Origin of the sequence: Arcobacter iocasae, from assembly GCF_042214795.1 — a bacterium.
Taxonomy (GTDB): Bacteria; Campylobacterota; Campylobacteria; order Campylobacterales; family Arcobacteraceae; genus Arcobacter; species Arcobacter iocasae.
The window spans coordinates 1,647,438-1,673,289 of the sequence record NZ_CP090177.1 but is presented as its reverse complement, the minus strand read 5'-3'; the positions used below and the strand labels follow the sequence as shown (position 1 = coordinate 1,673,289).

The 25,852-nt window shown below is 28.3% G+C and carries 22 protein-coding genes; 15 read left to right on the top strand and 7 right to left on the bottom strand.

Annotated elements, in window-relative coordinates:
* The first annotated feature begins 133 nt into the window (after nucleotides 1-133).
* Genes LXN10_RS08445 through LXN10_RS08420 form a run of 6 tightly spaced genes read left to right on the top strand, consistent with a single transcriptional unit; the run spans nucleotide 134 to nucleotide 5,850 of the window.
* Nucleotides 134-298 carry a hypothetical protein gene (locus tag LXN10_RS08445; RefSeq protein ID WP_375722606.1) on the top strand — a complete coding sequence of 55 codons (165 nt, stop codon included), beginning with the start codon at nucleotides 134-136 and terminating at the stop codon, nucleotides 296-298.
* Between the two features lie 23 nt (nucleotides 299-321).
* Entirely contained in the window at nucleotides 322-1,677 is a 1,356-nt protein-coding gene (locus LXN10_RS08440) for an imelysin family protein (RefSeq protein ID WP_375722605.1), read from the top strand.
* Complete coding sequence (locus LXN10_RS08435; RefSeq protein ID WP_375722604.1) at nucleotides 1,661-2,947, top strand: di-heme oxidoredictase family protein; 1,287 nt, start codon at nucleotides 1,661-1,663, stop codon at nucleotides 2,945-2,947. The genes LXN10_RS08440 and LXN10_RS08435 overlap by 17 nt, the downstream gene beginning before the upstream one ends.
* Nucleotides 2,947-3,834 carry an imelysin family protein gene (locus LXN10_RS08430; protein ID WP_375722603.1) on the top strand — a complete coding sequence of 296 codons (888 nt, stop codon included), beginning with the start codon at nucleotides 2,947-2,949 and terminating at the stop codon, nucleotides 3,832-3,834. The genes LXN10_RS08435 and LXN10_RS08430 overlap by 1 nt, the downstream gene beginning before the upstream one ends.
* Nucleotide 3,835: 1 nt before the next feature.
* On the top strand, nucleotides 3,836-4,738 hold the full coding sequence (locus LXN10_RS08425) for a sterol desaturase family protein (RefSeq protein WP_375722602.1): 903 nt from the start codon (nucleotides 3,836-3,838) through the stop codon (nucleotides 4,736-4,738).
* Nucleotides 4,738-5,850 carry a cytochrome-c peroxidase gene (locus LXN10_RS08420; RefSeq protein WP_375722601.1) on the top strand — a complete coding sequence of 371 codons (1,113 nt, stop codon included), beginning with the start codon at nucleotides 4,738-4,740 and terminating at the stop codon, nucleotides 5,848-5,850. The genes LXN10_RS08425 and LXN10_RS08420 overlap by 1 nt, the downstream gene beginning before the upstream one ends.
* Nucleotides 5,851-5,871: 21 nt before the next feature.
* On the opposite strand, the gene LXN10_RS08415 is transcribed toward LXN10_RS08420, so the two are convergent.
* The 7 genes from LXN10_RS08415 to LXN10_RS08385 form a co-directional block, all read right to left on the bottom strand.
* Nucleotides 5,872-8,649, bottom strand: a complete 2,778-nt coding sequence (locus LXN10_RS08415) for a DEAD/DEAH box helicase (protein ID WP_375722600.1) — start codon at nucleotides 8,647-8,649, stop codon at nucleotides 5,872-5,874.
* A gap of 1 nt (nucleotide 8,650) precedes the next feature.
* The gene (locus tag LXN10_RS08410; RefSeq protein ID WP_375722599.1) at nucleotides 8,651-9,847 is read right to left on the bottom strand and encodes a glucose-6-phosphate isomerase; all 1,197 of its coding nucleotides are present in this window, start codon (nucleotides 9,845-9,847) and stop codon (nucleotides 8,651-8,653) included.
* Nucleotide 9,848: 1 nt separating this feature from the next.
* Entirely contained in the window at nucleotides 9,849-10,682 is an 834-nt protein-coding gene (galU, locus tag LXN10_RS08405) for a UTP--glucose-1-phosphate uridylyltransferase GalU (protein WP_375722598.1), read from the bottom strand.
* A 130-nt stretch (nucleotides 10,683-10,812) separates the two neighbouring features.
* Nucleotides 10,813-12,726, bottom strand: a complete 1,914-nt coding sequence (locus LXN10_RS08400) for a methyl-accepting chemotaxis protein (RefSeq protein WP_375722597.1) — start codon at nucleotides 12,724-12,726, stop codon at nucleotides 10,813-10,815.
* 9 nt (nucleotides 12,727-12,735) lie between these two features.
* Nucleotides 12,736-13,530 carry a carbonic anhydrase gene (locus tag LXN10_RS08395; protein WP_375722596.1) on the bottom strand — a complete coding sequence of 265 codons (795 nt, stop codon included), beginning with the start codon at nucleotides 13,528-13,530 and terminating at the stop codon, nucleotides 12,736-12,738.
* 74 nt (nucleotides 13,531-13,604) lie between these two features.
* The gene (locus tag LXN10_RS08390; RefSeq protein WP_375722595.1) at nucleotides 13,605-14,285 is read right to left on the bottom strand and encodes a response regulator transcription factor; all 681 of its coding nucleotides are present in this window, start codon (nucleotides 14,283-14,285) and stop codon (nucleotides 13,605-13,607) included.
* A gap of 2 nt (nucleotides 14,286-14,287) precedes the next feature.
* Complete coding sequence (locus tag LXN10_RS08385) at nucleotides 14,288-18,553, bottom strand: PAS domain S-box protein (RefSeq protein WP_375722594.1); 4,266 nt, start codon at nucleotides 18,551-18,553, stop codon at nucleotides 14,288-14,290.
* A 141-nt stretch (nucleotides 18,554-18,694) separates the two neighbouring features.
* Here LXN10_RS08385 and LXN10_RS08380 point away from each other — a divergent pair, with 141 nt between their 5' ends.
* The 9 genes from LXN10_RS08380 to LXN10_RS08340 all read left to right on the top strand — a co-directional run bounded on the left by LXN10_RS08380 (nucleotide 18,695) and on the right by LXN10_RS08340 (nucleotide 25,851).
* Nucleotides 18,695-19,417: a GntR family transcriptional regulator gene (locus LXN10_RS08380; RefSeq protein WP_375722593.1), complete on the top strand. Its 723-nt coding sequence runs from the start codon at nucleotides 18,695-18,697 to the stop codon at nucleotides 19,415-19,417.
* Nucleotides 19,417-20,175, top strand: coding sequence for a phosphonate ABC transporter ATP-binding protein (gene phnC, locus LXN10_RS08375; protein ID WP_375722592.1), 759 nt, complete (start codon nucleotides 19,417-19,419; stop codon nucleotides 20,173-20,175). Before LXN10_RS08380 ends, phnC begins: the two co-directional genes overlap by 1 nt.
* A gap of 162 nt (nucleotides 20,176-20,337) precedes the next feature.
* The gene (phnD, locus tag LXN10_RS08370; RefSeq protein ID WP_375722591.1) at nucleotides 20,338-21,207 is read left to right on the top strand and encodes a phosphonate ABC transporter substrate-binding protein; all 870 of its coding nucleotides are present in this window, start codon (nucleotides 20,338-20,340) and stop codon (nucleotides 21,205-21,207) included.
* Nucleotides 21,208-21,317: 110 nt separating this feature from the next.
* Entirely contained in the window at nucleotides 21,318-22,175 is an 858-nt protein-coding gene (gene phnE, locus LXN10_RS08365; protein ID WP_375722590.1) for a phosphonate ABC transporter, permease protein PhnE, read from the top strand.
* A 1-nt stretch (nucleotide 22,176) separates the two neighbouring features.
* Nucleotides 22,177-22,602: a phosphonate C-P lyase system protein PhnG gene (phnG, locus tag LXN10_RS08360; RefSeq protein ID WP_375722589.1), complete on the top strand. Its 426-nt coding sequence runs from the start codon at nucleotides 22,177-22,179 to the stop codon at nucleotides 22,600-22,602.
* 3 nt (nucleotides 22,603-22,605) lie between these two features.
* Nucleotides 22,606-23,142 carry a phosphonate C-P lyase system protein PhnH gene (locus LXN10_RS08355; protein WP_375722588.1) on the top strand — a complete coding sequence of 179 codons (537 nt, stop codon included), beginning with the start codon at nucleotides 22,606-22,608 and terminating at the stop codon, nucleotides 23,140-23,142.
* Entirely contained in the window at nucleotides 23,142-24,191 is a 1,050-nt protein-coding gene (locus tag LXN10_RS08350) for a carbon-phosphorus lyase complex subunit PhnI (RefSeq protein WP_375722587.1), read from the top strand. The genes LXN10_RS08355 and LXN10_RS08350 overlap by 1 nt, the downstream gene beginning before the upstream one ends.
* Nucleotides 24,188-25,015 carry an alpha-D-ribose 1-methylphosphonate 5-phosphate C-P-lyase PhnJ gene (locus tag LXN10_RS08345; protein ID WP_375722586.1) on the top strand — a complete coding sequence of 276 codons (828 nt, stop codon included), beginning with the start codon at nucleotides 24,188-24,190 and terminating at the stop codon, nucleotides 25,013-25,015. Before LXN10_RS08350 ends, LXN10_RS08345 begins: the two co-directional genes overlap by 4 nt.
* The gene (locus LXN10_RS08340; RefSeq protein WP_375722585.1) at nucleotides 25,015-25,851 is read left to right on the top strand and encodes an ATP-binding cassette domain-containing protein; all 837 of its coding nucleotides are present in this window, start codon (nucleotides 25,015-25,017) and stop codon (nucleotides 25,849-25,851) included. The genes LXN10_RS08345 and LXN10_RS08340 overlap by 1 nt, the downstream gene beginning before the upstream one ends.
* Nucleotide 25,852: the final 1 nt, after the last annotated feature.

Genomic DNA, 25,852 nt, shown 5'->3' with positions numbered 1-25,852 from the left:
ATATTATATAATAAAAATTACTTGCTTTTACAAGTTTTGTTCCAAATTATTAATGATAATAATTATCATTTTATGAGAGTTTAAGTTTTTTTCTTGTAGGATTATGAGAATTATTATCATAAAAGGATAGATTATGTCTGATTTACTTCTAAAAAGAGAAATTAGAAAAGTGCTTAGAGAATCTGGTCTTGAAAAAAATTCAAGAATGGTGTGTTCAATAGTTAAAGTTTTGAATATGAAACATAAAAATATCGACTCGAGTAAAGCACATTTGTTTGCAAAACAACTACTTGCTTAAACTAAAAAAAAGGAAAATTAAATATGAATAACACAAAAAAACTACTAATCTCACTTTCGGTTGTAACAGCAATTGCACTAACTGGTTGCGTTACGGATACAAATACTACAAGTACATCAAAACAAGAAGTTGTTAAGTCAAAAACAATATTAGAAGCATATGCTAATATCGCACTTGATAGTTATACTAATGCTTTAAATGATGCAAAAGCTTTAGAAAAAGCAATTAATAAATTTGCTGCAAACCCTACTGAAAAAACTATGCAAGAAGCAAAAGATGCTTGGTTGGCTTCAAGAGAAACTTATGGGCAAACTGAAGCATTTAGATTATCAAATGGTCCTATTGATGCAGAAGAAGGTTGGGTTGCTAAAAGTTATGATGCATTAGAAGGACAAATTAATGCTTGGCCATTGGATGAGAATATGATTGATTATACAATTGATGCAAATGGTAAAAAAACATCTGGAAATATAATTGACACAGTTGGAGTATTTAATCCAGGAGGAGAAGATGCAAAACCTGTTGATGTAACAAAAATCACTCCAAATGCAATCACTGAATTAAATGAAGATGGTGGAGAAGCTAATGTTGCAAGTGGATACCATGCAGTAGAATTTTTATTATGGGGACAAGATCAAGATTATTCTAACTTCTTAAAAGATTCAATTACTAATGGACCAATGACAGCAGGGCAGCGACCACTTAGTGATTTTACAAGTGATGTAGATGCACCTAGAAGATTAGAGTATTTAAAATCTGCTTCACAAAAAATAGTAAGTGATTTAGAAGTGGTAACTTCTGCTTGGGCAAAAAATGTTGATGGCACTAAAGGATTATATAGAGCTGCTATTTTAGATCAATTAAAAGGTGATAATGCTTCAAAAAATATATCTAGAAATGATGCTTTAAAACAAGTTATTGCAGGTATGGGTGTATTTATGAAATCAGAATTAGCAAATGAAAGAATTGCAGTTGCTGTATTAACACCATCTGAAGAAGATGAGCATTCTTGTTTCTCTGATAATACACATAGAGATATTGCGATGAATTATCAAGGTTTCAAAAATATTTTAACTTCTACATATGATGGGAAAAAATATGGACCTGCCCTATTAGATAAAGTTGACGGAGCTTCTAAAGCAAAAATTGAAAAACTTATGAGTTCAATTGAAGAAAAAATTGCTTTAATAGATGAAACTGCAAAAACAAAAGAGCATTTTGATTATCAAATTAGACCAACAAGCCCTATGTCAAAAGTTATTGTAAAACTTAAAAATGAGATGAGAAAACTTGGTGATACTATGGTTGATGTTGCTAATGCAAATGGAATAAGCTTAACAAAAGATGATGTAACAGACGCAGATGAAACTAAACTTTAATCTTTTAATTTTTATATTATTATTTACAACAAATCTATTTTCATCTCAACAAGAGATGAATAATGAAGATTATGATAAATATATATTAGGAAGAAGTTTTTTTACTATTCCTTGGGTTGAGGCACCAAGTGCCACAACTGCAAGGGATGGACTTGGACCATTATTTAATGCAAATGCTTGTGTAGCATGTCATCCAAACACTGCAAGAGGTGTTTTATACAACAAAAAAAATGAAGCTTCAAAATCTTTAATCCCAAAACTGTCAATTAATTCAAACAACACAGATTTACATAAAAATATTCTAAAAAAAGATGGCTCTATTCCTGATCCAATTTATGGAGCGCAAATAGCGATTAGTAGTGTACAAGGTGTTCCATATGAAGCAAATGTAAATATTGACTTTGAAAAAATAAAACTTTTTTTTGATAATGAAGAGCATTATATTTACAAACCAAAATATACTTTAAAAAATCTAAATTATGGGCAACTTAACAAATCAACAAATATTTCCTATAGAATTGCTCCAACACTTTATGGAATGGGTTTAATATCAAAAATAGATGAAAAATCAATTCTTGCAAATGTGGATGAAAATGATTCAAATCATGATGGAATAAGTGGAAGAGCAAATTATGTTTACTCAAAAATTACAAAAAAAGAAGAGTTAGGAAGATTTACATATAAAGCAAGTGTTGCTTTTGTAAAAGAACAAATAGCAAATGCAGCTTTTAATGATATGGGATTGACAACAAGTCTTTTAAAAGGTGACAATTGTACCAAATCTCAAACTGCTTGTTTAGAAGCTCCAAAAGCTAGAGATGCTATTGATATTACAGATCAAAGATTAGATGCTATTACTTATTATTTAGAAAACTTACCAACTTATACTCCAACAAATGGGGAAAATTTTGAAAAGGGAATAGAGATATTCTCAAAAATAGGTTGTACTTCTTGTCATGTACCATCGCTAAAAGCAACAGATGGGACAAGTGTTTATACTTTTTCGGACCTATTATTGCATGATATGGGTGATGGATTAAGTGATGGAAGAAGTGAGTTTAAAGCTTCAAAAAACGAGTTTAGAACAACTCCTTTATGGGGATATAGTGTTGAGAAAAAAGCCTATAGATTATTACATGATGGACGAGCTAAAACATTCCAAGAGGCTATTTTATGGCATGGTGGTGAAGCAACAAAGGCAAAAGAAAATTATGTTGCTTTAAATAAAAAAGAGAAGAAACTTTTAACTGAGTTTCTAAAAGGATTATAATGAAAAAAATATTTTTGACACTTGCTTTAAGTTTCATGACATTATTTGCAAAAGATACTATGCTTGATTCTATTTTAAAAAATGTTTCAATAGTAAATGTTGACAATACTATAAAAGATGCACAAATCCTTAAAAAAGATTACACAGCACAAAACTTTACAAACTTTATAAAATCGTGGAAAAAAGTTGAAGCATTTTATTTTGCAGGAGATATTGATGATAACTACATTGATACTCCAAGATATGTTGATGTATTTCACAATCTAAAAGAAGATCTTAATGTTCAAATGCAAAGGGTAATTGAATCTAAAGATGAACCACAAATTGCACTTTTTAAAAACTCATTTAAAACAGTAAATGCTTTAGAGTATGTTTTATTTAATGATAAAACTATTACAAAAAGAGAAAAAGCAATAGCAGATGTTATTGTTGATTCTATTATCTCTAAGTTAGATGATATAAAAGAAGTTTATGAAGGTTATTTAACTAGAACTAAAAAAGATGACCTATGGGAAAATAGTTTAGTTATGAATACCCTTATTGCAAGTACTTATAAACTAAAAGAGTGGAGAATAAAAGTTCCCCATAAAGAGCAAGAGTATATTTTAAGTAATAATACAAATGCTGCAATTGTAGCTATATTAGAAGCAAATGAGGAAATCGTTGGTGAGCAAAAATATTACAATTTTGCAAATATGGCAAAAGAAAATGGAGCAAAAAAAGAGACGATAGAAGCACAAGCTTTATTAAACAAAGCTCTTAAAAGCGCAAAAAACAATTCAAAAGATTTATATGATGCAGTTAATGAACTTCATATCTCTTACTTCTTATCTTTAATAGAACAACTTAGCATCACAGCTAAAATTCTAGAGGCTGATGGAGACTAATTTGAACGACTTAATGGTATTTGAATATCTTATAAACCCAAATAAAAGAATATTTTGGGTTTATATTATTTCATCGATTTTAATAACATTTATATATTTTATCTATACAAAAAAAAGTAATAAACTTATCTTATCATCAAAGTTATGGTTACACCCTAGTGCAAAACTTGATTACTCTTACTTTTTTTTGGGATATTTTATAAATGTATTTTTATTAATACCATTTATTTTAAGTGCAAAATCAGTGGCTTTTACTATTTCAAGATTTTTATATTTAAATTTTGGAATGGTGCAAAACACTTTTTTTTCATATAAAGAAACCCTACTTTTATATACCTTAGCTCTTTTTGTTTGTAGTGACTTTACAAGGTATGTATTACATAGACTTTTACATGAAGTAAAATTCTTATGGGAATTTCACAAAGTTCATCATAGTGCCAAAGTTCTAAACCCACTTACTTTTTATAGAGTTCATCCAGTTGAAAATATACTTTTTGGACTAAGATATAGTTTAAGTGTTGGTTTTGTAACTGGTATATTTGTATATTTTTTTGGAGCTATGATTGATATTTATATGATATTTGGAGCAAATGTATTTATTGTTGTTTTTTCCCTTTTAGGATCAAACTTAAGACATACCCATGTACCAATATCATATGGTAAATATTTAGAAAAAATATTTATTTCCCCAAAACAGCACCAAATACACCATAGTAATAAACACTTTGACAAGAACTATGGAGGATATTTAGCTATTTGGGATTATATGTTTGGAAGTTTAAAACTATCAAAAGATGTAAAAGTTTTAAAATTCGGACTTAGAAAAGAGCAAATGAAAGATTACTCAACCATTAGAGGTATTTTATTTTTCCCTTTCAAAAACTTATTAAACAGGAGACAATAATGACAAAATCGATTTTAATTGCAAGTTTACTTTTTGTAAGCATGTACAGTAGTGAGTTAACACCACAAGAAACTTTAGGTAAAAGTTTATTTTTTGATAAAAACCTATCAAAAAACAAAACTATGGCCTGTGCAACTTGCCACAACCCAGATATGGGATTTACAGATCATAGAGGGAATGGTGTATCAAATATGGCATCATTGGGAGATAATGGAAAATCAGTTGGTGGAAGAAATGCCCCAACTGCATCATATGCCAATCAAACACCAAGCTTCCATTACGACAAAAAAGAAAAAGCTTATGTTGGTGGACAATTTTGGGATGGAAGAGCTAGTACTTTAGAAGACCAAGCAGGAGGACCACCATTAAATCCAGTTGAAATGGAAATGCCAAATGAAAAAACAGTGATAAGTAGAGTATTAGAAAACCCTTATTATGTAAGTGCTTTCAAAGATATTTATGGAAAAGATATATTTAAAGACCCTAAAAAAGCTTTTGCAGCTTTGACAAAAAGTATTGCAAGTTTTGAAAGAACAAGTGAATTTTCACCTTTTGATTCTAAATATGATAGATATTTAAAAGATGAATATGATTTAACTCCACTTGAAGATTTAGGGAAAGCTTTATTTTTCTCAAATAATAATAACTCTTGTTCAACTTGTCATGTTTTAAAAGGTGAAGATAAAGAAGGTGAGACATTTACAAACTTCCAATATCACAATATTGGAGTACCTGCAAATCCTGCTTTAAACAAAAAAAGTGGTATGAAAGGTGCTGATGAAGGATTATTGGCAAATCCAGCAGTAACAGATGTAAACCAAAAAGGGAAATTCAAAGTTCCAACACTAAGAAATGTGGCAGTTACTGGTCCATATATGCATAATGGAGTATTTAAAGACTTAAGAACTGTAATTGAGTTTTATGATAAATATAATAATCAAGAAAGAACAATAAACCCAGAAACTGGTAAAAAATGGGCTGACCCTGAAGTTGCAGGAACTATTGCAAAAGAAGAGTTAAAAGCACAAAAATTAACTGATAGAAAAGTTGATGCACTTGTGGCATTTCTTAAACTTCTTACTGATAAAAAATATGAGCACCTATTAAAATAAATTTGTTTAGAAGAGTATAAGCTACTCTTCTAAAACCTTCGTAAACTCTTCATAAAGTTCATCTTGAACTTCATTCTCAAGCTCTAAAGTTATATTAACAGGTTTATTACCTTCATAAGATTTACTATTACAAAGCCCAAGATAAATAAAAGCTTGAACCTTTTTATCTTCATGGGAAATTTTTCTTACAAACAAATGCAGTCTTGTTTTATATTTAATATTTTGAGCAAGTCTTAATCCATCACTTTTATCACTACTCATATTTGGTTTACTAGCATAAGTGATTAAATTTTTATCTAAAAAATTGTTTTTATATTTTGATGACTTTGACATCTTATCTTTTTGTAGAGTTATAAATAAAAAGAAATCATCCTTATGCTTTAAAAAACCACTTCCCCTAAAGGAAGTATGGATTTTATCAAGATTACACATCAAGGCGATATTTAGCATATTATATTTTTCATAAAGTTTTAAAAATGGCAAACCATAATTTTTTTCCTTAAAAGTTTGTTTGTAAGTTATGATTCCATAATTTAAACTATGTTCTAGGAAAACTTTTGCTTCTTTTTTTTCTAATATCTTTTCAAACTCTTTTGTAATAAAAAGTTTTTCATCTTTTAAATCCACAAGTTTTAGGTATCTTTGCACTTGTAACTTATCAAAGAACTCTTGATTTAGATAACGAAAAGAGTGTTTTATAGTATCTTTACAAACAAAATCTAATTCTTTATTTAATAAATCATAAATCTGCTTTTGCGTACAAGAAAGATGAGACAATAAATACTTCAATATAACAAACTCATAAACCCTTTTTATAGGTAATAAAAACTCACAAAATCTTATGGCTTTTATGAAGTTTTCATCTTGGCATAAAGCTTTAATCTCATCTTTATCTTCAACTTTTTCTAAAAATTCTACATATGATTTTGACTCAGAGATAAAATCAAGTGGTGATATATGCTCACTAAAGGCAATATAATCTTCAAGCATAGGAATCTTATTTGAAAGCAAAGATTTAAATTCATAGTATTTTTGTTTTAAATACCTCATCGAATGAAAATTCTCTTTTTCTATTTGCTCCAATACTCTTTTTTTAGATATTTCATCCATACTAATAAAAGCATGGGGAATATTTGCAAAGTCATTATTTAAAGCAATTTTCAAACTCTCTTTATCAATAATCTTATCACCCAATAGTCCAAAAGCTACCATATAAGCTCTATTGTGATTACCAATAAAATCTAAAATAGTCACGAACTCTTTGTTTTTGTGTTTTCTAAGTCCACGACCAAGCTGTTGTACAAATACAATTGAAGAGTTTGTTGGTCTTAAAAAAAGTACACTATTGATTGATGGAATATCAATGCCTTCATTAAAAATATCCACACTACAAATCATTTCTAAATCATGGCTATCATCTTCTAAGTTTTTTATATACTCTTCTCTTTTTTCTATGGAGTCACCACTTGTTAGAGATACAGATTTTATTCCTCTTTTAGTAAACTCATCTGCCATAAAATTTGCATGTTCTTTTGAAGCACAAAAAGCCAAGGCTTTTCTTTTTTTACCTTCATATGAGTAAAAGTTCATCTTTTCAAGAATATAATTAACCCTTTTATTTACCATCAAAGCTTTTGATAATTGGGCTATATTTAAAATATCAATATTCTCATAATCAATTGATTCAATATCACATATTCCATAATAATGAAAAGGTGAGATTAAACTATGCTCCAAGGCATCATTAAGTCTTATATCACAAGCAATATTTTCATCAAAAACTTCATAGATATTCCCCTCGTCACTTCTATTTGGAGTAGCTGTAAGTCCTAATAAAAATTTGGGCTCAAAATAATCACAAATCTTTTCATAACTAGGACTTGTGATATGGTGAGCTTCATCTACTATTATATAGTCAAATTCATCTTTTGAAAAGTTCTCATAATTTGAACTCATAGTTTGGATAGTAGTAAAAAGATACTCACAATTAATCTCTTTTTTATTTCCTGTATATAAGCCCATAGTTTTATTCAGAATAATCTTCTCAAAACTGCTTTTTGCTTTTATTAAGATATTTTCCCGATGAACGATAAACAAAACTCTTTTAGGCTCATATGCTTTCACGTCAAAGGCTGCAAGATATGTTTTTCCAGTTCCAGTTGCGGCAAGAACTAAAGCTTTTGTCTGTTTTTTATCCCTTAGATGTTGCAAGTTTTTTAAAGCTTCTTCTTGCATACTATTTAGTGTAAAACTACTTTTATATGAAAACTCTTCTATTTTGTTTTTATGATAAAAGTTTTCATAATCATTTAGAAATCCACTATCAACTTCAAAACTTTGTTTAAATAAAATATCAAATTCCCTTAATATCTCATTTGCAAAAATATCATCTTTTTTTGAGACTGTTTTTATATTCCATTCCACATTACTTTTAAAAGCACTTGCAGTTATATTTGAAGACCCAAGCAGTATCTTGTAATTATCTGCAAACTCAAAAATATATGCCTTTGTATGGAAACCTTTTTGGAAATGATTTGTATCATAGATTTTAAGCTCAATATTTTCATATTCAAGTAGTTTTTCTAAAGCTTTTGGTTGGGTAAAGTTTAGATAAGTGGAAGTTAGGATTTTACCTTTTATTCCATTTTTCTGACAAAACTCTAGACTATCAAGTAAAAGTTGAACTCCAGAGAAGTTTATAAAAGCTACAGAAAAATAGTAGCTTTTACATTCTCTTAAAAGTTTTGTTAAATGGGTATAAAAATTACTATTAGACCCATTTGTAATAAGAGAGTTCACTTTATTTTAGTTTTTCTTTTAAGATGATTTTACCTGTTTCAACACCTGGTTGGTCATAGGTATTTATTTGTACAAATTTTCCAACAATTGAAGTTAATAACTCATACGAAAACATTAGTTTTCCAATATTAAATTCATCTTGTGATTGGATAGTTATGACATCACAGGGTATATCATCTAAGCCTTCTATTGCTTCAATAGTCGCATCAGCTTGTTTATTTATCAAATCTTTAAATTTAATATCATTTAAATAATCCAACTCTTCTAAGCCTTCTAGTGATAAATCAGGAATGGTCATCTCATCTTTAAAATCTTCTATTTTTATAAAGGTAACCGTTTTATCCCTTTTCCCTTCAACTATTAGTTGTAAAAAAGAGTGTTGGTCAATTGGTCCCACTAATCCAATAGGTGTTAAGGCTTGCTTTGTTCCATTTATATTTATTTTCCCTAAACTCTCTCCCCAAAGTTGAACATACCACTTATTAAAACCTTCAAGTAAAAGTGAATAAGAAAATACAACATTGATATTAAATCTATTTTTATTTTCAACTAAAAATCTAGCTTTCTCCATAAGCAAAGCATAATATTCATCTTTAGAAAAAAAGCTATCACTTACCTCTTTACAACCCCTTAATAACTCATCTATATCTAAACCCATAATTGCTAATGGTACAAGTCCTACAGTTGAAAATACAGAAAACCTACCACCCACATCTTTTGGGATTTCAAAGGTTCTAAGATTCCTTGATTTTGCAAAAGTTTTTAGCTTACTATCATTTTCTGTTATACATATAGTATTTGAGGAATCTATGTTTATAAGTGTATGTAAATACTTTAAGATACTAACTGTTTCAACTGTTGTTCCTGATTTACTTATAATTATAAAAAGTGCATCATTTAGATTTATTTTACTAATTCTTCTTTGTAAATCTAAAGGATCAGTTGATTCTAAAAAATGAAGTTTTTTATCATTTTCTTTGTGTTGTAAAAACTTGTGAATTGCAAAGGTTCCTAAAGAACTTCCTCCAATACCTACAACTACTATATCTTTTTGGCTTACAGTTTTTGCAAACTCTTTTATAGCATTTGTATTTTGATATGGAAGATTATAATAACCTATATAGCCCTTCTCTTTTTCTATTTTTTCAAATATCTCTTTATTTGATTTTATTTGATAAAAGTTTTTATTATATTTCATCTTATTTCGCTTTATTGTAAAAATGGTTTGTAGCTTCTACAAAACCATCTATACTCCCACAATCAAACCTTTTACCCTTAAACTTATATCCTATTACCATATTCTCTTTTGCTTGTATCATCAAAGAATCTGTTATTTGGAGCTCACCATTTTTACCTGGTTTTGTATTTTTTATTATCTCATAAATATCAGGTGTTAAAATATATCTTCCTATAATTGCAAGATTTGAGGGAGCATCTTTTGGGTCTGGTTTTTCAACCATATTACTTATCATAAAAATACCATCTTCTATCTCTTTACCCTCTATTACTCCATACTTATATGTTTCATCTTTAGGTACTTCTTCAATGGCTACAATTGAGCATCTGTACTTTTCATAAAGTTCTACCATTTGGGCTAAAACTCCAGTTCCTTCATGGTCACACAAATCATCTGCAAGTATTACAGCAAAGGGTTCATTTCCTATTAAAGTCTCCCCACCTGTTAAGATGGCATGACCTAAGCCTTTCATCTCTATTTGTCTTGTATATGAAAATGTACATTTTTCTATTACACTTCTTATTTCAGTTAAGTAGTGTTCTTTGCTTGTACCTTTTATTTGGTGTTCTAGTTCATAAGAAATATCAAAATGATCTTCAATAGCTCTTTTACCTCTTCCTGTTACTATTGCCATAGTATCCATGCCAGCAGCAATTGCTTCTTCTACTCCATATTGAATAAGTGGTTTAGTAAGTATTGGTAACATCTCTTTAGGTGTTGCTTTTGTAGCAGGTAAAAATCTTGTTCCATATCCAGCAGCAGGGAAAAGACACTTTCTAATAAGTTTTTCTTTCATCTTTTATCTCATTTGTTTATTTATTTTTAAGATTGTAACAAAAAAGGATTTATAAGATACTTGTAATAGGTGTTTCTAGAAAGTTTTAAGATAAATAAGAGAAGTAAAAACTCTCTTATTTATTGTATTTTTAGATGTCTTCTTTTCCAATGAACTCTTTTTCATTGGCATCTTCAATTATTCTATTAGCAATTGTCGATGTATTATTTGCAACTTCTTGTGCTTCTGCTGCAGCACTTGCATTTGCTTGAGTTTGTTGGTCAAGCTGATTTACTGCATCATTTATTTGTACTATTCCAGTTTGTTGCTCTTTTGATGCTAATTCGATATCTTTTATAATAGCTAATGTTTTATCAACATTATCATTAAGTCCAGAGTATCCATTTATCATTCTTGTAGCTATTTCTTTACCCTCAGATGCTTTTATAGTAGCATTTTCAACTAAAAGTTTTATCTCTTTAGCAGCTTCTGCACTTCTTGATGCTAGATTTCTCACTTCTCCAGCAACTACTGCAAATCCTTTTCCTGATTCTCCTGCAGTTGCTGCTTCTACTGCTGCATTTAATGAAAGAATATTTGTTTGAAAAGCAATTTGATCAATTACACTAATTGCCTCATTTATTGCACTTACTTGTGCATTAATCTCATCCATCGATGTTGTTGTTTGAGTAGCCAATGATTGACCCTCATTTGCAGAAACTGACAACTCATTTGCATAGTTTGACATCTTAACTACATTTTCTGTATTACTAACAATTGTACTTGTAATCTCTTCTAAAGCAGCAGCTGTTTCTTCTAATGAAGCTGCAGCTTGATTTGAAGAACTATTTAATGTTGTAATATTACCTAATAGGGCTTGTGCAGAAATATTTAATGAAACTCCTGATTTCTTATTTTCTACTAACATTGTATTGATTATTTCTGCTAATTTTGTCAATCCTACACTTGTTTTTCCACTACAACCTTCAATTCTATGTCTAAAGTCTAACTGCTGGTAGTGATCAAGAGCTACTTGAATCTTATTTAAATCTTCAGAAACATTAGCCGTCAAAACTTTTAACATCTCATTTAAAAGAGATTTTAATTCATTTAAACTCTCATTTGATGTACTTTTTGTTATCTCTTGTTTAAATATTCCACTATTTACTTTTGTAACTATTTTTTTAACTTCATCAATTAGTTCTCTATCTTCTTCTAATAAATCTCTTGTTCTAATGATATTCTCATTTACTACTTTTGACATAAGACCTATTTCATCATTTGAATTTATTTCTATAGGTTTTACATCATTACTTTCACGATTAAGGTATGTAAAGAATCCTAATAATCCAGTTTGGAAAGTGTTAATCAAGTTTTTAATATTGTTTGCTAAATAAATTCCAAATGTAATAGAAATAATGAAAGCTAAAATAGAGATTATCTCTATAGTTATAGTTACACTATTTTCATCAGCTTTTGCTTTTTCTGTTGCTTTTTTAACTAAATCTTGAATTTGTTTTGTCAAATTTATTACAAACTTGTCCAAGCCAAGAAGCAAATTATGAAGTTCTTCTTTCTCTTTTTCTACATCTTGAATATTCCCAGATTCTAAGTCATGTACTAATTTTGCTATACCAACTTCAAACATTTTTTGTTTCTTTTCAAGCTCTTTACACTCTTTTAAAAACTCCTCATATCTTTTTTTGATTTCATCATCACTACTTTTATTTATAGCCTTTGATGCTATTTCTTCACACTCTTTTATATTTTTTTCTGAAGTTTTTTCAATTTTCTCAATTCTTACTTTGACCTCTTGAAACTTTTCACTAAATACATCTTCAGCAGCAATTATTAACTCATAAGTTAAAACCTCTTCTTTTAAAATACCAGCTTCAATATTTGTAATTACTCTATTTAATGGAATATGAGATTCTGCCAACTCTTCAATTTCATGCCCTACAGCACTTATTCCAACATATGAACTTACTGATACTATTAATAAAGAAGTTAATGTTATTGCTAATAGTAAAAAGATTTTTATTTTTATTTTCATATTGTTAATCATTGTTTTTCCTTACTTTTCTAATACTATTCTCTTATTAAGAGGATAAGTTGGTCTAAAATTTCCATTATATAAATTTTGAAATTGTTCCAATTGTTTTTGTGATAAAGTTATTGGATTTTTCATCACATACCATTCTACGATTTGTGTACAAGGAGGTGTTGTAAGAGAACCTAAATAATGATAATAACCTCTATCTTTTGGTAAAAAATCATTTGGATTAATACTAAACTTATCACTCGCATTTTTAGCTCCAGCATCTTTAGGCATAAATTTTAATACTTTTTGTAATGAACTATTATAATCACCTAGTTTAAAGAATACTCCCACAACTCCCAACTCACCATCTTCTGCTTGATGAACCAAGTGTAATTCCAAGGGATAATATTCTCCATTTACAGTATGTTCACTTTTTGAGTGAAAATGAAATTGTAAAAGTTTGAATTTTTTACCTTGAAACAGTGCAGAACTTTGATTGTCAGAATTTACTTGGATAGTATGTCCATTATTTACTATACTAATATCTGTATCTTTATAATCAAAGAAAAGATTTCCTAAAGAGTTCGTAGCAACAGTTGATTCTTTTGCTATATTTATAGGAGATTGTCTTTCTCCATTTTCACAAGTTTGAAAAGAAGAATTAATTGTCCCCCAAAATTTTGGACCATTATTACCTACATAACTCCAAGATGCATGAGATTCATGTTTCTTATGTGTTTCACTAGAAGTTTTTGCTTCACCATTTTCGCTAGCATTTGCTGCTAATAAAATCCCACTTACAAGTAGACTAATTACATATTTTTTCATTATAAATCCTTATTTTAAGAATTTGTATTTCTCATAGGAAATACAAGTTATAATGAAAGTATAAAATTAAATAGTCAAGGAGTAGTCAAGATTTTATAGCCTATGCCATAAATATTGTGAATTATATTTTCGGGGATTTTTTTTCTAAGATTTGTTATCATTGTTTTTAGTGTTTGTTTGCTTGGCATGTCATAATCTTCCCAGGCTTCATAAAGAATATCATCATAAGTAACCATAGAACCAACATTTGAAAAAAGATAATTTAATATTTTTCTCTCCGTGGGTGTTAAAGAGATAACTTGGTCTGATTTCATTAAATTTAAAGTTTTAAAATCCCAGACATACTCTTTATCTAACTGTAAAATATGACTTGAGACTATTTTATATTTTTGTAACTCTTCAACTGCTATATTTACAGCTTCAAGTAATTCTTCTCTTTTTATTGGCTTTAAAATATATTTTATGAGTTTTAATGAACTTGATTGAAGTAAATAATCTAAGTCTGAATGGGATGTTGTAAATATCACTTTTGTATTTTGGTCTTTTTGTCTAATCTTTGAAACCATTTCAATTCCATTCATAAGGGGCATATTTATGTCTGAGATTATTAAAGCAGGAGAATATTTTTCATAGGCTTCATATCCACTTTTCCCATTTTTAGCGATTTTTATATTATACACATCAGTTAATATTTCAGATATTATTTGAATATTTATAGACTCATCATCTACAACTAAAATAGTTAATTTTCCCATCTTTAACCTTTCTTGAGTATATTTTGAATACTTTTTAAATCTTCTATCAAATTTTCATATTCATAATTAGAAAAACTATTATCAACTTTTTCTAATAGCTTCTCTTCTATCTTATCTCTTAGAGAATCAATTAGTTCTTCTACGATCGAGTTTTTAATAAAATTATCCTCGTTGACATCTTTTATTAACTCTTCTATCATTTTATCAATCTGTTTATTGCTGTGATTTGGTTTATCTTCATTTTTCTTTTTTAAGATATTGACTTCTATAGATTCAAATATTTTTTTCATTTCATTTTTTAAGTTACTTATCAATTCAGATACTTTTGTTGCATCACTTACTTTTTCTATTTCAAAACAAATATCATAAACTTTCATTGCTTGTATATTTCCACTTACCCCTTTTAATTTATGTATAAAGCTATTAAAATCATCACTTTTTAGACTGAAGATTTCAAGTTGTGATTCTATATTACTGTAGTTTTTGTAATATTTTTTTATTAAAGACAAAGCCTCTTTATCATCAAATGACAATATCTCCATCAATTTTCTAAAATTTATTCCATATATATTATGTAATTTATTGTTATGTATCTTTTTTATATGTGCATCTTTATAAGTTACTTCAAAAAATTCTGTTACTACACGCTCTAATTCTTCTTCTACGATTGGTTTAGGGATATGAGCATTCATACCAGCTTCTTTAGTTAACATCTTATCCTTTTGCATTACAGCTGCACTTAATGCAATAATAGGTATTTTTTTGTCAAACTCTCTAATTCTTTGTGTGGCTTCAAAGCCATCAATATTTGGCATTTGTAAATCCATAAAGATAATATCATAAGAAAAATTTTTAGCACTTTTTATAGCCTCTTCTCCATCATTTGCAATATCTATAATAAACCCCAATTTTTCTAAAATTGCTTTTGAAACTATTTGATTAGTCTCATTATCTTCGACCAATAAGGCTCTTTTTTTATTTACCAATACAACTTGTGTTGAGCTTTCTCTATTTTTAATATCTTTATTATTTTTATCAAAAATTGTATTATATAAAGTTGATGGAGTAAAAGGTTTTTCCAGTAATTTTGTAACTTTAAATTCTTGTTTTTCAAAAAGATTTAAAATAAGCTTTTTATTATATGGCGTCACCAAAACAATATAATCTATTTCTTTATTGATATTTTTTAATTTTTCTAAAAATATCAATCGACGAGTAGTTGAAGTATTCCAATTAATAATCAAACAATCTATTTTTTCATTATTGATTATTTCTAAAGCATTCACTTCATTTGACTCAATAATAGAGTCTAATTTCCAGGAATTTAATATATTTTTTATATACTCACTTTCCATTTTATTATCATCAATAATCAAAAATTTGTCATTATTGACAGTTCTATTTTTCTTCTTTTTGTAAAACTCCTTGATATAGTTAAACTTTATCTCAAAATAAAACTTACTTCCAATGCTTTCTTCACTTTCAACCCAAATTTTTCCATGCATAAGCTCAATTAATTGTTTAGTAATAGAAAGTCCCAATCCTGAACCACTATATTTTCTTTTATTTGAAGTATCAAGTTGTTCAAAGGTATTAAAAAGCTTTTTTTGACCTTCTTTATTTATCCCAATACCTGTATCTTCAATACAAAATTTTAAAATAACCTCATCTTCATTTATCTCTTTTATTTCACTTTTTAATGCAACATATCCATTTTCAGTAAACTTTATAGCATTTCCCACAAGATTATTTAATATTTGTGTTAATCGAAGTGAATCTCCAATTATCAATGAAGGGATATTTCCATCTAATACAAAAGTAAATTCTAGTTGTTTTTTATATGTTTCATATCCAAAAAGATTGGAGATATTTTTAAAAATATCTTCTAAATTGAAATCTTGCTCAATAATATCTAGTTTTCCAGCTTCAATTTTTGAATAATCTAAAATATCATTAATAATACTCAATAAGGCATTTGAAGATTTTTTCGCTTTATTTAAATAGTCTCTTTGTAGTGGTTCTAATGGCATATCTAATATAAGAGATATAAGCCCAGTTACTCCACTTATAGGAGTTCTTATTTCGTGGGACATATTTGCCAAAAATTCAGATTTTACTACATTTGCTTTTTCTGCATTTTTTTTAGCGCCTTTTAATTCTTCTAATAATTTATTATTTTCTGTTACATCTATTCCTATAGTAGCAATATAATCCATGCTTCCATCAGCTTTTTGAACAAGCATATTTGACCACTCAAATACTTTTTCTTCGCCATCTTTAGAAATCCAACTATTTTTAAAGTTTTTTACTATCTCACCTTTATTTGCTTTTTTTACTATTTCTAAAACTTTTTGTTCTTTTTCTTTTGTCAAAAATCTTGACCAAAAATATGGCTCGCTAGCTATTTTTTCTTCTGTATATCCAACAAAATCTTGGGCATATTTATTTATCTTAATCATTCTTCCCTTACTATCAATTACTGCAATAATTGCATTTGCATTATCAATAATAGTTGAAATAAAATCTTTCTCACTAAGAATCTCTTTTTCTAGTTTTTTTTGTTTTGTTATATCCCTTTGGGAAGCATAAAGGTATTCTTCTCCATTTATTTCTATTCCTTTTGCATTGATTTGAACATCAATAATCGAGCCATCTTTTCTTTTATGTTTTGCTTCAAAAGAACTTGGAAAATCTATTAGCTCTTTTATTCTATTTTTTACCTCTACTTCTAAAATAAAGATATCCCAATCTACAATATTTAATTCCCACATCTCTTCATTTGTATAACCAAGTGATTGGACAAATGATTGACTAAATTCTACAAGATTCCCCTGTTTATCTAAAATATGAATTCCATCTGAGGCATATTCCAATAGTGTTTTATACTTTTTCTCAGATAGATACTGTTCTGTGATATCATAACTACTTCCAACAGATTTAATAAGAACTCCATTATCATCAAAATAGTGTTTACCTCTTCTTTGAAGATATTTTATATTACCCTTTTCAGTAATAATTGATTGGGTAATAAAATATTCCCTTTTTTCATCTATAGAAGATTGAATTTCTTTTTCATATTCATTTTTTGAACTTTTAGGGAAATATGTAAAAAGCTTCTCCATTGTAATAACACTATTTTTATCTTCAATTTCAAAGATATCATAAAGTTCATCACTTAAATTAATATGCTTAGTTTTCCAATTCACTTCCCAAAAACCAACTTTTGCTATTTTTGAGATTGAGTGCAAATTATCATTAAGTTCAGATAGTTTTTTTGTATTAAATAATCTATCACCAAATAATTTAATTAAAAATAGTGTTAAAATAAATATAACAAGAGGTATTACCGTAGCTATAGTTGTATATTTAAAAGCTAAATTTTCATTTTGTTCTTTCACATATTTTTCTTTTAATTTTAATATTAAAATTAAATTATCTGAAATAGGAGTCTTTATCTTTTTTGAAGCAAAAGTATTACTTACAACACTTTCATTGTTTAAAATTTTTTTATAATCTTTTGGATACTCTTGTGATATATTATATTTTGCAGAAGTATAAAAACTCCAATTTTTAGCTTTTTCATAATGCAATAAAGGAAATCCTTTACCATCAATAATAATCATATCATATAATGAAGTATTCATAAGATCATTTAAAAATTCATCTAAAAAATAGTTTATGATTAAAATACCATCGAATTCATTTTTATATTTTACAGGTAAAATTACTCTTAGTGTTGGATTAAAAGGAGTCTCAACCTTATTATTCTCTATATTTAAATCCATTTTCGAAAACCAAACTTTCTCCAAAGGTTTCATTTTTGAATCAATAAAATAATCTCTATTAGCTTTATTTTGAAGTTTTTCATTTGGTACTTTATAAGAAATGCTATTTTCCTTGTCTCTCTGTACTCTTATTTTTTCTAAACCTTTTTTATCGATATATCGAAGTTGCATAAACCTTTTATGGCTTTGAATATAAGCAAAAAATATCTCTTCTAATTCATTTTTTGAATTACCATTTTCCAAAAAATTATTGAAGGCATTAATTTTTCTAAGAAATTTTATTAAATGCTTTGATTCATTTAAAAATTCATTTAAAGTATGTTCTCTCTCTTTTGCTTTACTTAATGCAGTCTCCATTGCTATTTTTTGTATATTATCTACAAAAAAGAGTTTTTCTACAATAATATTTACAAAAGCAAGTATAAAAGAAAATACTAAAAAGATTAAAAAAACCTCTTTTAATTTATATGTTATTTTTTTCATAACTTAATATTACCTAAATTTTTTATAATTTAGAACTTGTATTTAACTTTCAAGTTGTATATACAAGCTGTAATTACTTTGTAACTAATCAAACTTATAATTCACCTTTACAAAATAAGAATATCTCAAAAGGAATCTAATTTGAAAAGAAAAGTATTTGATTATGAATTAGTTTACAATTACATTTTTACTTTGATTAATACAGAACTAAACGAACATGATAAAATACCCTCTGAAAATACTTTATGTGAAAAATTTCTTTTATCTAGATTAACAGTAAGACAAGGCATAAATAAACTTAAAAATGAAGGCTATTTATATTCAAAAAGAGGTAGTGGGAACTTTGTAAATCCTAAAAAAATAACCTATACAATCTCTTCTAATACAACCTTTACAAATGAGATATTAAAACTAAAAAAAACTCCCTCAATAAAGCTCTTAGAGATGAAAACAATTAAAGCAAGCGAAGAGATTGCTAAAAAATTAAATATTAAAGAAGCAGAAAATATTTTATATATTAAAAATATGAGATTAGTTGATGATGTACCTTTCTTATTTGCAGAATATTATATGAATAAAACAATATTGCCTAATATAGAAGAGATGATTCCAAATGTAAAATCCATTTCAAAACTATATAAAGAGATGTATAAACTAACTCCTTTAAGAGAGAGTTCAGAGATTGATATTACTTCAACTACTTACGAATCAAAAAAAATATTTAATGTACAAAATGATTTACCAATTATAAAAATCTCAACAAAAACAACAGATAAAAAATCAAACCAGAATATAGATTATTGTTACTCTTATTTTAGAAGTGATATGGCAAAAATTGTAGTTGATTATAAGGAAAAAGTTTAATGATTAAAATGAAAAACCTTACTTTAGGTTATAAAAAAGAAAAGATTCTAGATAAATTGAATCTAAAAATTGAAAAAGCTGAATTCATAGGAATCATAGGACCAAGTGGCGCTGGAAAGTCAACTCTTCTTATGTCAATTGTTGGTGGTATTAAAGTATTTGATGGTCACTTTGAAGTGTTAAATCATAATATGGAGAATATAAAGAAAAAAGATTTAATAAACTTAAGAGAACAAATAGGAATCATATTTCAAGGGTATAACTTAGTAGATAGATTAAGTGTTTTAGATAATGTAGTAAGTGGTATGTTAAAAGACATTCCAATGGCAAGAGCAGTAATAAAATATTATAAAGAAAAAGAGTTAAAAAAAGTACAAAAACTTCTTGAAATAGTTGATATTCAAAAACATTCCATGAAAAGATGTGATGAATTAAGTGGAGGTCAGAGACAAAGGGTTGCCATTGCAAGAGCTTTGGCAAGTGAACCTAAAATAATCCTAGCTGATGAACCAATTTCTGCCCTTGACCAAAAAAGTGCAAAAAAAGTTATGGAAATCTTAGAAAAAATCAACAAAGAGTTAAAAGTGACTATCATCGCAAATTTACATCACTTGGATATTGCAGAAAAATATTGTACAAGAATCCTTGGGATAAATGGTGGTGAAGTAGTATTTGATGGTAAACCATCACAATTAAATGAAAAGATTATTGAAAAGATTTATAAAGGAGAATCAGAAGATATGAATTCTACTGATTAAATTTTTTACCTAGCTCTTACTTGAAAATTTTGGCGAATCATGAAGCAAGAGCTAGTTTTCTAATACTATCTTGGTGAATTATTGAAAAATAATTGAACAACAATTACACTGCAAAATAGACATTGTAGTGTACCTAATTTGAAATATAAAAGGTATAAAACTATGAGAAGAGACTTCTTTAAAAAACTTGGACTTGCTACATTAGCATTAACATTAAGTGCCTCAACTTTGAGTGCAAACCCACAAAATTGGCCAAAAGAGATTAACTTTGGAGTTATTCCAGTTGCAGGTGCTACTTCTATGAAAGATACATTTGGTGGTTTAACTAAATATCTTGAATCAAAACTAGGAATAAAAGTAAATTTACAAACAGCTGGTGACTATGCTGGTGTAATTACTGCAATGCAACACAACCATGTACAACTTGCATACTTTGGACCAAAATCATATGTTGAAGCTCACAAAAGAGCAAAAGCTGAAGCAATAGTAATTGATGTTGATGCTGAGAGTGGATTACCAGGTTATTATGGAATGATTATAACTAAAAAAGGTAGTGGACTTAAAACTTTAGAAGATATCAAAGGTAAAACTTGGGCATTTACAGATACTAACTCAACAAGCGGTACTTTAGTTCCTTCTGTTATGTTTTCAAAAAAAGGAATCAATCCTCAAGAATACTTCTCAAAAGTATTATATTCAGGTGGTCACGAAGCTTCTATTTTGTCTGTAAAAGCGGGAAAAGTTGATGCAGCATCTACTAACAACCTTGATTTTAATAGAGGTCTAGGAAGAAACTGGAAAAAAGATGACTTTAATGTTATTTGGGAATCTTCATTAATCCCAGGTGCTCCTATGGCTGTAAGATCTGATTTACCTGAGTCTTTAAAAATGGCAATTAAAGGTGCTTTCATCTCATACAATGATGTTGAAGGTCTTAAAAAGTTAAAACTTAAAGGTTATGCAGCAACTGATGATAGCCAATATGATTCAGTAAGAGACTTAATCGAATTAAAAAAATCTTTAAAAAAATAATCAAAAAACCAATAATTAGCTGATTTCTCAGCTGATTATTTAACACTAAATTTAAAAAAGACAATAGCTTTTTATTGCCTTTTTTAAACTTAATTACACAAGGAAACAATATGTCAGTTGACAGATTAAAAAAAGAATCTAACCCTTTTAAACTATTTAATATGATTTTATTATTTGTATTTATACTTATTGTTGTTCAAAGTTGGATAGATACAGAGATGAGTTTTAAAGGACTATTTGATGGATGGGGAGACATGATGTCTTATATCCAAGGAAATCCTGATATTGAAGGAAGTTCATATTTCCCACCAACTACTTATAAAAGTGATTTATTAACATATTTTTGGGCAATGCTTGAAACCGTACAAATGGCAATTATTGCTTTAGTTTTATCAGTAATAGTAGCCATTCCTTTATCATATATTACTTCTAGAAATATTTTACAAATACTTGTACCTGGGAAAAAAGTTTATCATGAACTTATCAGAAGAGCTCTTTATGCTTTTGGAACTTTTATAGCAAATGTTTGCCGTTCTGTAAATGAACTTGTTTGGGCTTTAATCTTTGTAAGTGCTGTGGGACTTGGACCAATGGCAGGTATTTTAGCCTTGGGAATTCATACAGCAGGAGTATTAAGCAAATTATTAAGTGAAGGAAATGAAGCAATTGATCCAGGTCCAGTGGAAGCCTTAGCTAGTAGCGGTGCTGGGTTTGTGAAAATTTTAGCCTATGCTGTGGTACCTCAAACTATGCCACACTTTGTCTCTATGGTTTTATATAGATTTGAAAGTGATGTAAGAAGTGCTTCAATTTTGGGATTTGTTGGAGCTGGTGGTATTGGATATTACTTATTTGATAAATTAAGAAGTTTTGAAAATGGGAGTGTTTGTACTATTTTGATATTTATCATTATCACTGTTTGGTTACTTGATAAATTAAGTGCAGTTATTAGAAGAAGGTTTATTTAAAATGGAAATTCAAAGAGAAGATTTAAATTATATTTTGCAAGAAGCGCAGCTAGAAAAACTAGAAAAATTATATAAAAAGATTGATAAGAAACTTGGTATTACAATCTTAAGTAATCCCTCAAGTCAAACTCTACTTGTACCTGTAAAAGACCCAATTAGTGGTGGAGAGTTTTATGCAGGAGAAGTATTAGTTACAAGTACCATTGTAGAAGTAAATAAAAATAAAGGTTGGTCTATGGTTCAAGATGAAAATGAACAATTATCACTTTATATAGCTACTTTAGATGCCGTATTTGAAAATGAAGAGTTTAAAGATGACATCACAAAACTTTGTAAAAAAACAAATAAAAAAATACAAGAGAAAAAAAATATACTCAATAAAAAAGTCAACTCTACAAGAGTTAGCTTTGATTTAATGGAAGGATAAAAAATGAATACAACAGATATTGAAAAAAACAATAGAGAAAATTTTAGATATTTATTAGATACTTTATCGATGCCAGGAACTATAAAAACTATAAATAAACTTTTTGATTCATATACCCTAGCAGTTGCTAGTGTACTTTTATATTCAGAAGTATCATATTTAAATAATACAAAAGAAGATTTTTCAGTAATTGATGCAATTACAAATTCAAAAGAGGACACTATCGAAAATACAGATTATCTTTTTTGTGATAATTTAGATGATGCTTTATTATTAGTAAAAAAAGGAACTTTTCTAAATCCTGATTACTCATGCACTATTATTTGTCTTTGTGACTCTTTTAATGGTGAAACTATTACTTTAAAAGGTCCTGGAATAGACAAACAAAAAGATGAAAGTTATCCAGTAAATAAAGGATTTATAGAAGAATTCAACAACAATAATATCTCTTATCCTTTGGGTAATGAAATCATTTTTTTAAATAAAAACAATGGACAAATAAAATCTTTGTGTAGAACAACAAAACTGGAGATAGCATAATGGGTTATGTTGCTATAAAAGGCGGAGAAGAAGCTATTGAAAACTCTTTAAATCTTTATGAAGAGACTCTACAAAGTTCAAATAAAATAAAAACAGAAGATGTAACTACAGGACTTAGATTTGCAGTTGATAAGGTTATGAGTGAGGGCTCACTTTATAGTAAAAAGTTAGCTTCAATTGCTATCAAAAAAAGTGCTGGTGATTTATTAAATGCTGCATTTTTTCTAAGAGCTCATAGAAGTTCTTGCCAAAGAATAGGAATAGCAAAAACTATTGATACAAATGAGATGCATATTCAAAGAAGAATTTCATCTGCATTTAAAGATATACAAGGTGGTCAAATATTAGGAGCTTCAAATGACTATGAAGTAAAACTAATCTTAAATAATATTCACCAAAGTAAAAAATGGGAATATTTTAATGAAGAAGATAACATCATCAAAAGTGCTTTAGAACCCTTGAGAAAAAAGAACTTAATCAAAAATCTAAAAGCAGATAATGAAATATCAGATATAACAAGAGTTTTTCCAGAACCACCCTATCCTAGAAGTGCTGTTATGCAAACAATGTGCAGAGGAGAAGCTGGTTCTATGTTAGGTTTTGCTTATACTTCTATTCGAGGTTATGGGGATGTTCACCCAACTATTGGGGATATTAGAACAGGAACAAGTATTGTTAAATTTACACATCCATTTACAAAAAAAGAAGTAAAGGTAGCCACTCTTGATGTGACAGCTTGTGAAAGTGCTGGAACTTTTGAAAAACAAGAGAATGGTAAAGTGAAACTCACCACTGGTTTTGGTTTTTGTTTTGGCTTTAATGAAACAAAAGCAATAAGTATGAGTATTTTAGATTTGACTTTATATAGTGCTAAATTTAGTGTTGGAGAAAAAGAGTTTGCAAGTGATATAGAAATGATGATTCATCACATAGATGGAGTTGATTCTATGGGATTTACAAATCACTTCAAACTACCACATTATGTTACATTTCAATCAGACTTACAAGTATTTTCAAATGCTTCTGATTTTGCAAAGGATAAAAAATGAGATATGCCTTTTTAGATGAAGATGCAAAAAAAGAGATAAGACGAGCTACTTTAAAAGCGGTAGCCATTCCTGGATATATTGTATCTTTTGCTTCACGAGAGATGCCAATAGCAAGAGGTTGGGGAACAGGTGGTATTCAACTTACTTTATCACTTATAAAAGAAGACGATACTTTAAAAGTTATTGACCAAGGTTGTGATGGAAGTGTAAATGCTGTAAATATTAGAAACTTTGTAACTTCTGTTACACATAATAAAACTACAACAGATACTTTAAAAGCAACGCTGATTCAAACAAGACACAGAATTCCAGAAGAGCCTTTAAGTGAAGGTCAAATATTGGTGTTCCAAGTACCTATGCCTGATATTTTAGAGACAGTTGAACCAGATACTTATAAAGCAAGAGTAATGCACGCAAATGCTGATTACTCAAAACTATGGGTACTTTTATATGAAGACACTTCACTTTTTGGTGATAGTCGTATTTCAAATAGATATCCAGTAATTGTAGAAAATAGATATGCTATGGATCCAAGCCCTATTCCAAAATATGACACAACAAAATTAGGTAACTCAAAAGCACTACAACTTTTTGGAGCAGGACGAGAAAAAAAAATCTATGCTATTCCTCCATATAGTGATGTCAAACCTTTAAAATTTGAAGATAGAGAGTTCAAAGTAGAAACTTTTGAAGACAAACATTGTAAAAGATGTGGAAATAGTGGAGTATTTTTAGACCAAATTTATGGCAAAGATGGAAGAGTAAACTACTATTGTAGTGATACTTCTTATTGTGATAAAACACTAGAGAAAAAGGGCAAATAATGGTACTACAAATAAAAGATTTATCAAAAATATTTGGAGTTTCTTGTCCTAAATGTTTAGAAGATACAGGAGCACAAACTAACTCTTCTATTTGCCCACATTGTAATGCAGTGGTTGGAGTAAACAGTGTAAATTTAGAGTTAAAAAGAGGTGAAGTTTTAGGAATAGTAGGTGAAAGTGGAAGTGGGAAATCTACACTTTTACAACTTATTTACCAAGATCAAAAAGCAAGTATTGGAGAGATTTTTATAGAAAATTTCAAAGATAAAAATGGTAAAAAAAGAGATATCAATAAAGCTAGTCTAAATGATATGAATTATTTAAGAAATACTTTGATGTCAATGATATATCAAAACCCAAGATTAGGTCTTAATTATAGATTTAGTGCAGGTGGAAATATCGCTGAAAAAGTTATTATGAGTGGAAATAAAAAGTATGATGAGATAAGAAATAAAGCAAAATACTTTTTAGATAAAACAGAGATACCAGTAAGTAGAATGGATGATTATCCAGATAGATTTTCAGGTGGTCAACAACAAAGAATCCAAATATCAAAAGCCCTATCAAGTAATCCAAAGCTTTTACTTTTGGATGAACCAACTACTGGACTTGATTTATCAGTGCAAGCTAAGATTTTAGATTTAATCAAAGTATTACAAAAAGAGATAGGTTTTTCTATGGTAATTGTATCCCATGATTTAGGTGTTATAAAACATCTCACAGATATAACAGTTGTAATGAAAAATGGACAAATAGTTGAAAAAGGTCTAACGGATCAAATCTTGGAAGACCCTCAACATCCATATACTCAACTTCTTGTATCTAGTATATTGTAAG

Excerpts from the sequence above, each read along its gene's own strand:
- LXN10_RS08445 (WP_375722606.1), top strand. The coding sequence starts at position 134 with ATGTCTGATTTACTTCTAAAAAGAGAAATTAGAAAAGTGCTTAGAGAA.
- LXN10_RS08440 (WP_375722605.1), top strand. The coding sequence starts at position 322 with ATGAATAACACAAAAAAACTACTAATCTCACTTTCGGTTGTAACAGCA.
- LXN10_RS08435 (WP_375722604.1), top strand. The coding sequence starts at position 1,661 with ATGAAACTAAACTTTAATCTTTTAATTTTTATATTATTATTTACAACA.
- LXN10_RS08430 (WP_375722603.1), top strand. The coding sequence starts at position 2,947 with ATGAAAAAAATATTTTTGACACTTGCTTTAAGTTTCATGACATTATTT.
- LXN10_RS08420 (WP_375722601.1), top strand. The coding sequence starts at position 4,738 with ATGACAAAATCGATTTTAATTGCAAGTTTACTTTTTGTAAGCATGTAC.
- LXN10_RS08410 (WP_375722599.1), bottom strand. The coding sequence starts at position 9,847 with ATGAAATATAATAAAAACTTTTATCAAATAAAATCAAATAAAGAGATA.
- galU (WP_375722598.1), bottom strand. The coding sequence starts at position 10,682 with ATGAAAGAAAAACTTATTAGAAAGTGTCTTTTCCCTGCTGCTGGATAT.
- LXN10_RS08400 (WP_375722597.1), bottom strand. The coding sequence starts at position 12,726 with ATGATTAACAATATGAAAATAAAAATAAAAATCTTTTTACTATTAGCA.
- LXN10_RS08395 (WP_375722596.1), bottom strand. The coding sequence starts at position 13,530 with ATGAAAAAATATGTAATTAGTCTACTTGTAAGTGGGATTTTATTAGCA.
- LXN10_RS08390 (WP_375722595.1), bottom strand. The coding sequence starts at position 14,285 with ATGGGAAAATTAACTATTTTAGTTGTAGATGATGAGTCTATAAATATT.
- LXN10_RS08385 (WP_375722594.1), bottom strand. The coding sequence starts at position 18,553 with ATGAAAAAAATAACATATAAATTAAAAGAGGTTTTTTTAATCTTTTTA.
- phnC (WP_375722592.1), top strand. The coding sequence starts at position 19,417 with ATGATTAAAATGAAAAACCTTACTTTAGGTTATAAAAAAGAAAAGATT.
- phnD (WP_375722591.1), top strand. The coding sequence starts at position 20,338 with ATGAGAAGAGACTTCTTTAAAAAACTTGGACTTGCTACATTAGCATTA.
- phnE (WP_375722590.1), top strand. The coding sequence starts at position 21,318 with ATGTCAGTTGACAGATTAAAAAAAGAATCTAACCCTTTTAAACTATTT.
- phnG (WP_375722589.1), top strand. The coding sequence starts at position 22,177 with ATGGAAATTCAAAGAGAAGATTTAAATTATATTTTGCAAGAAGCGCAG.
- LXN10_RS08355 (WP_375722588.1), top strand. The coding sequence starts at position 22,606 with ATGAATACAACAGATATTGAAAAAAACAATAGAGAAAATTTTAGATAT.
- LXN10_RS08350 (WP_375722587.1), top strand. The coding sequence starts at position 23,142 with ATGGGTTATGTTGCTATAAAAGGCGGAGAAGAAGCTATTGAAAACTCT.
- LXN10_RS08345 (WP_375722586.1), top strand. The coding sequence starts at position 24,188 with ATGAGATATGCCTTTTTAGATGAAGATGCAAAAAAAGAGATAAGACGA.
- LXN10_RS08340 (WP_375722585.1), top strand. The coding sequence starts at position 25,015 with ATGGTACTACAAATAAAAGATTTATCAAAAATATTTGGAGTTTCTTGT.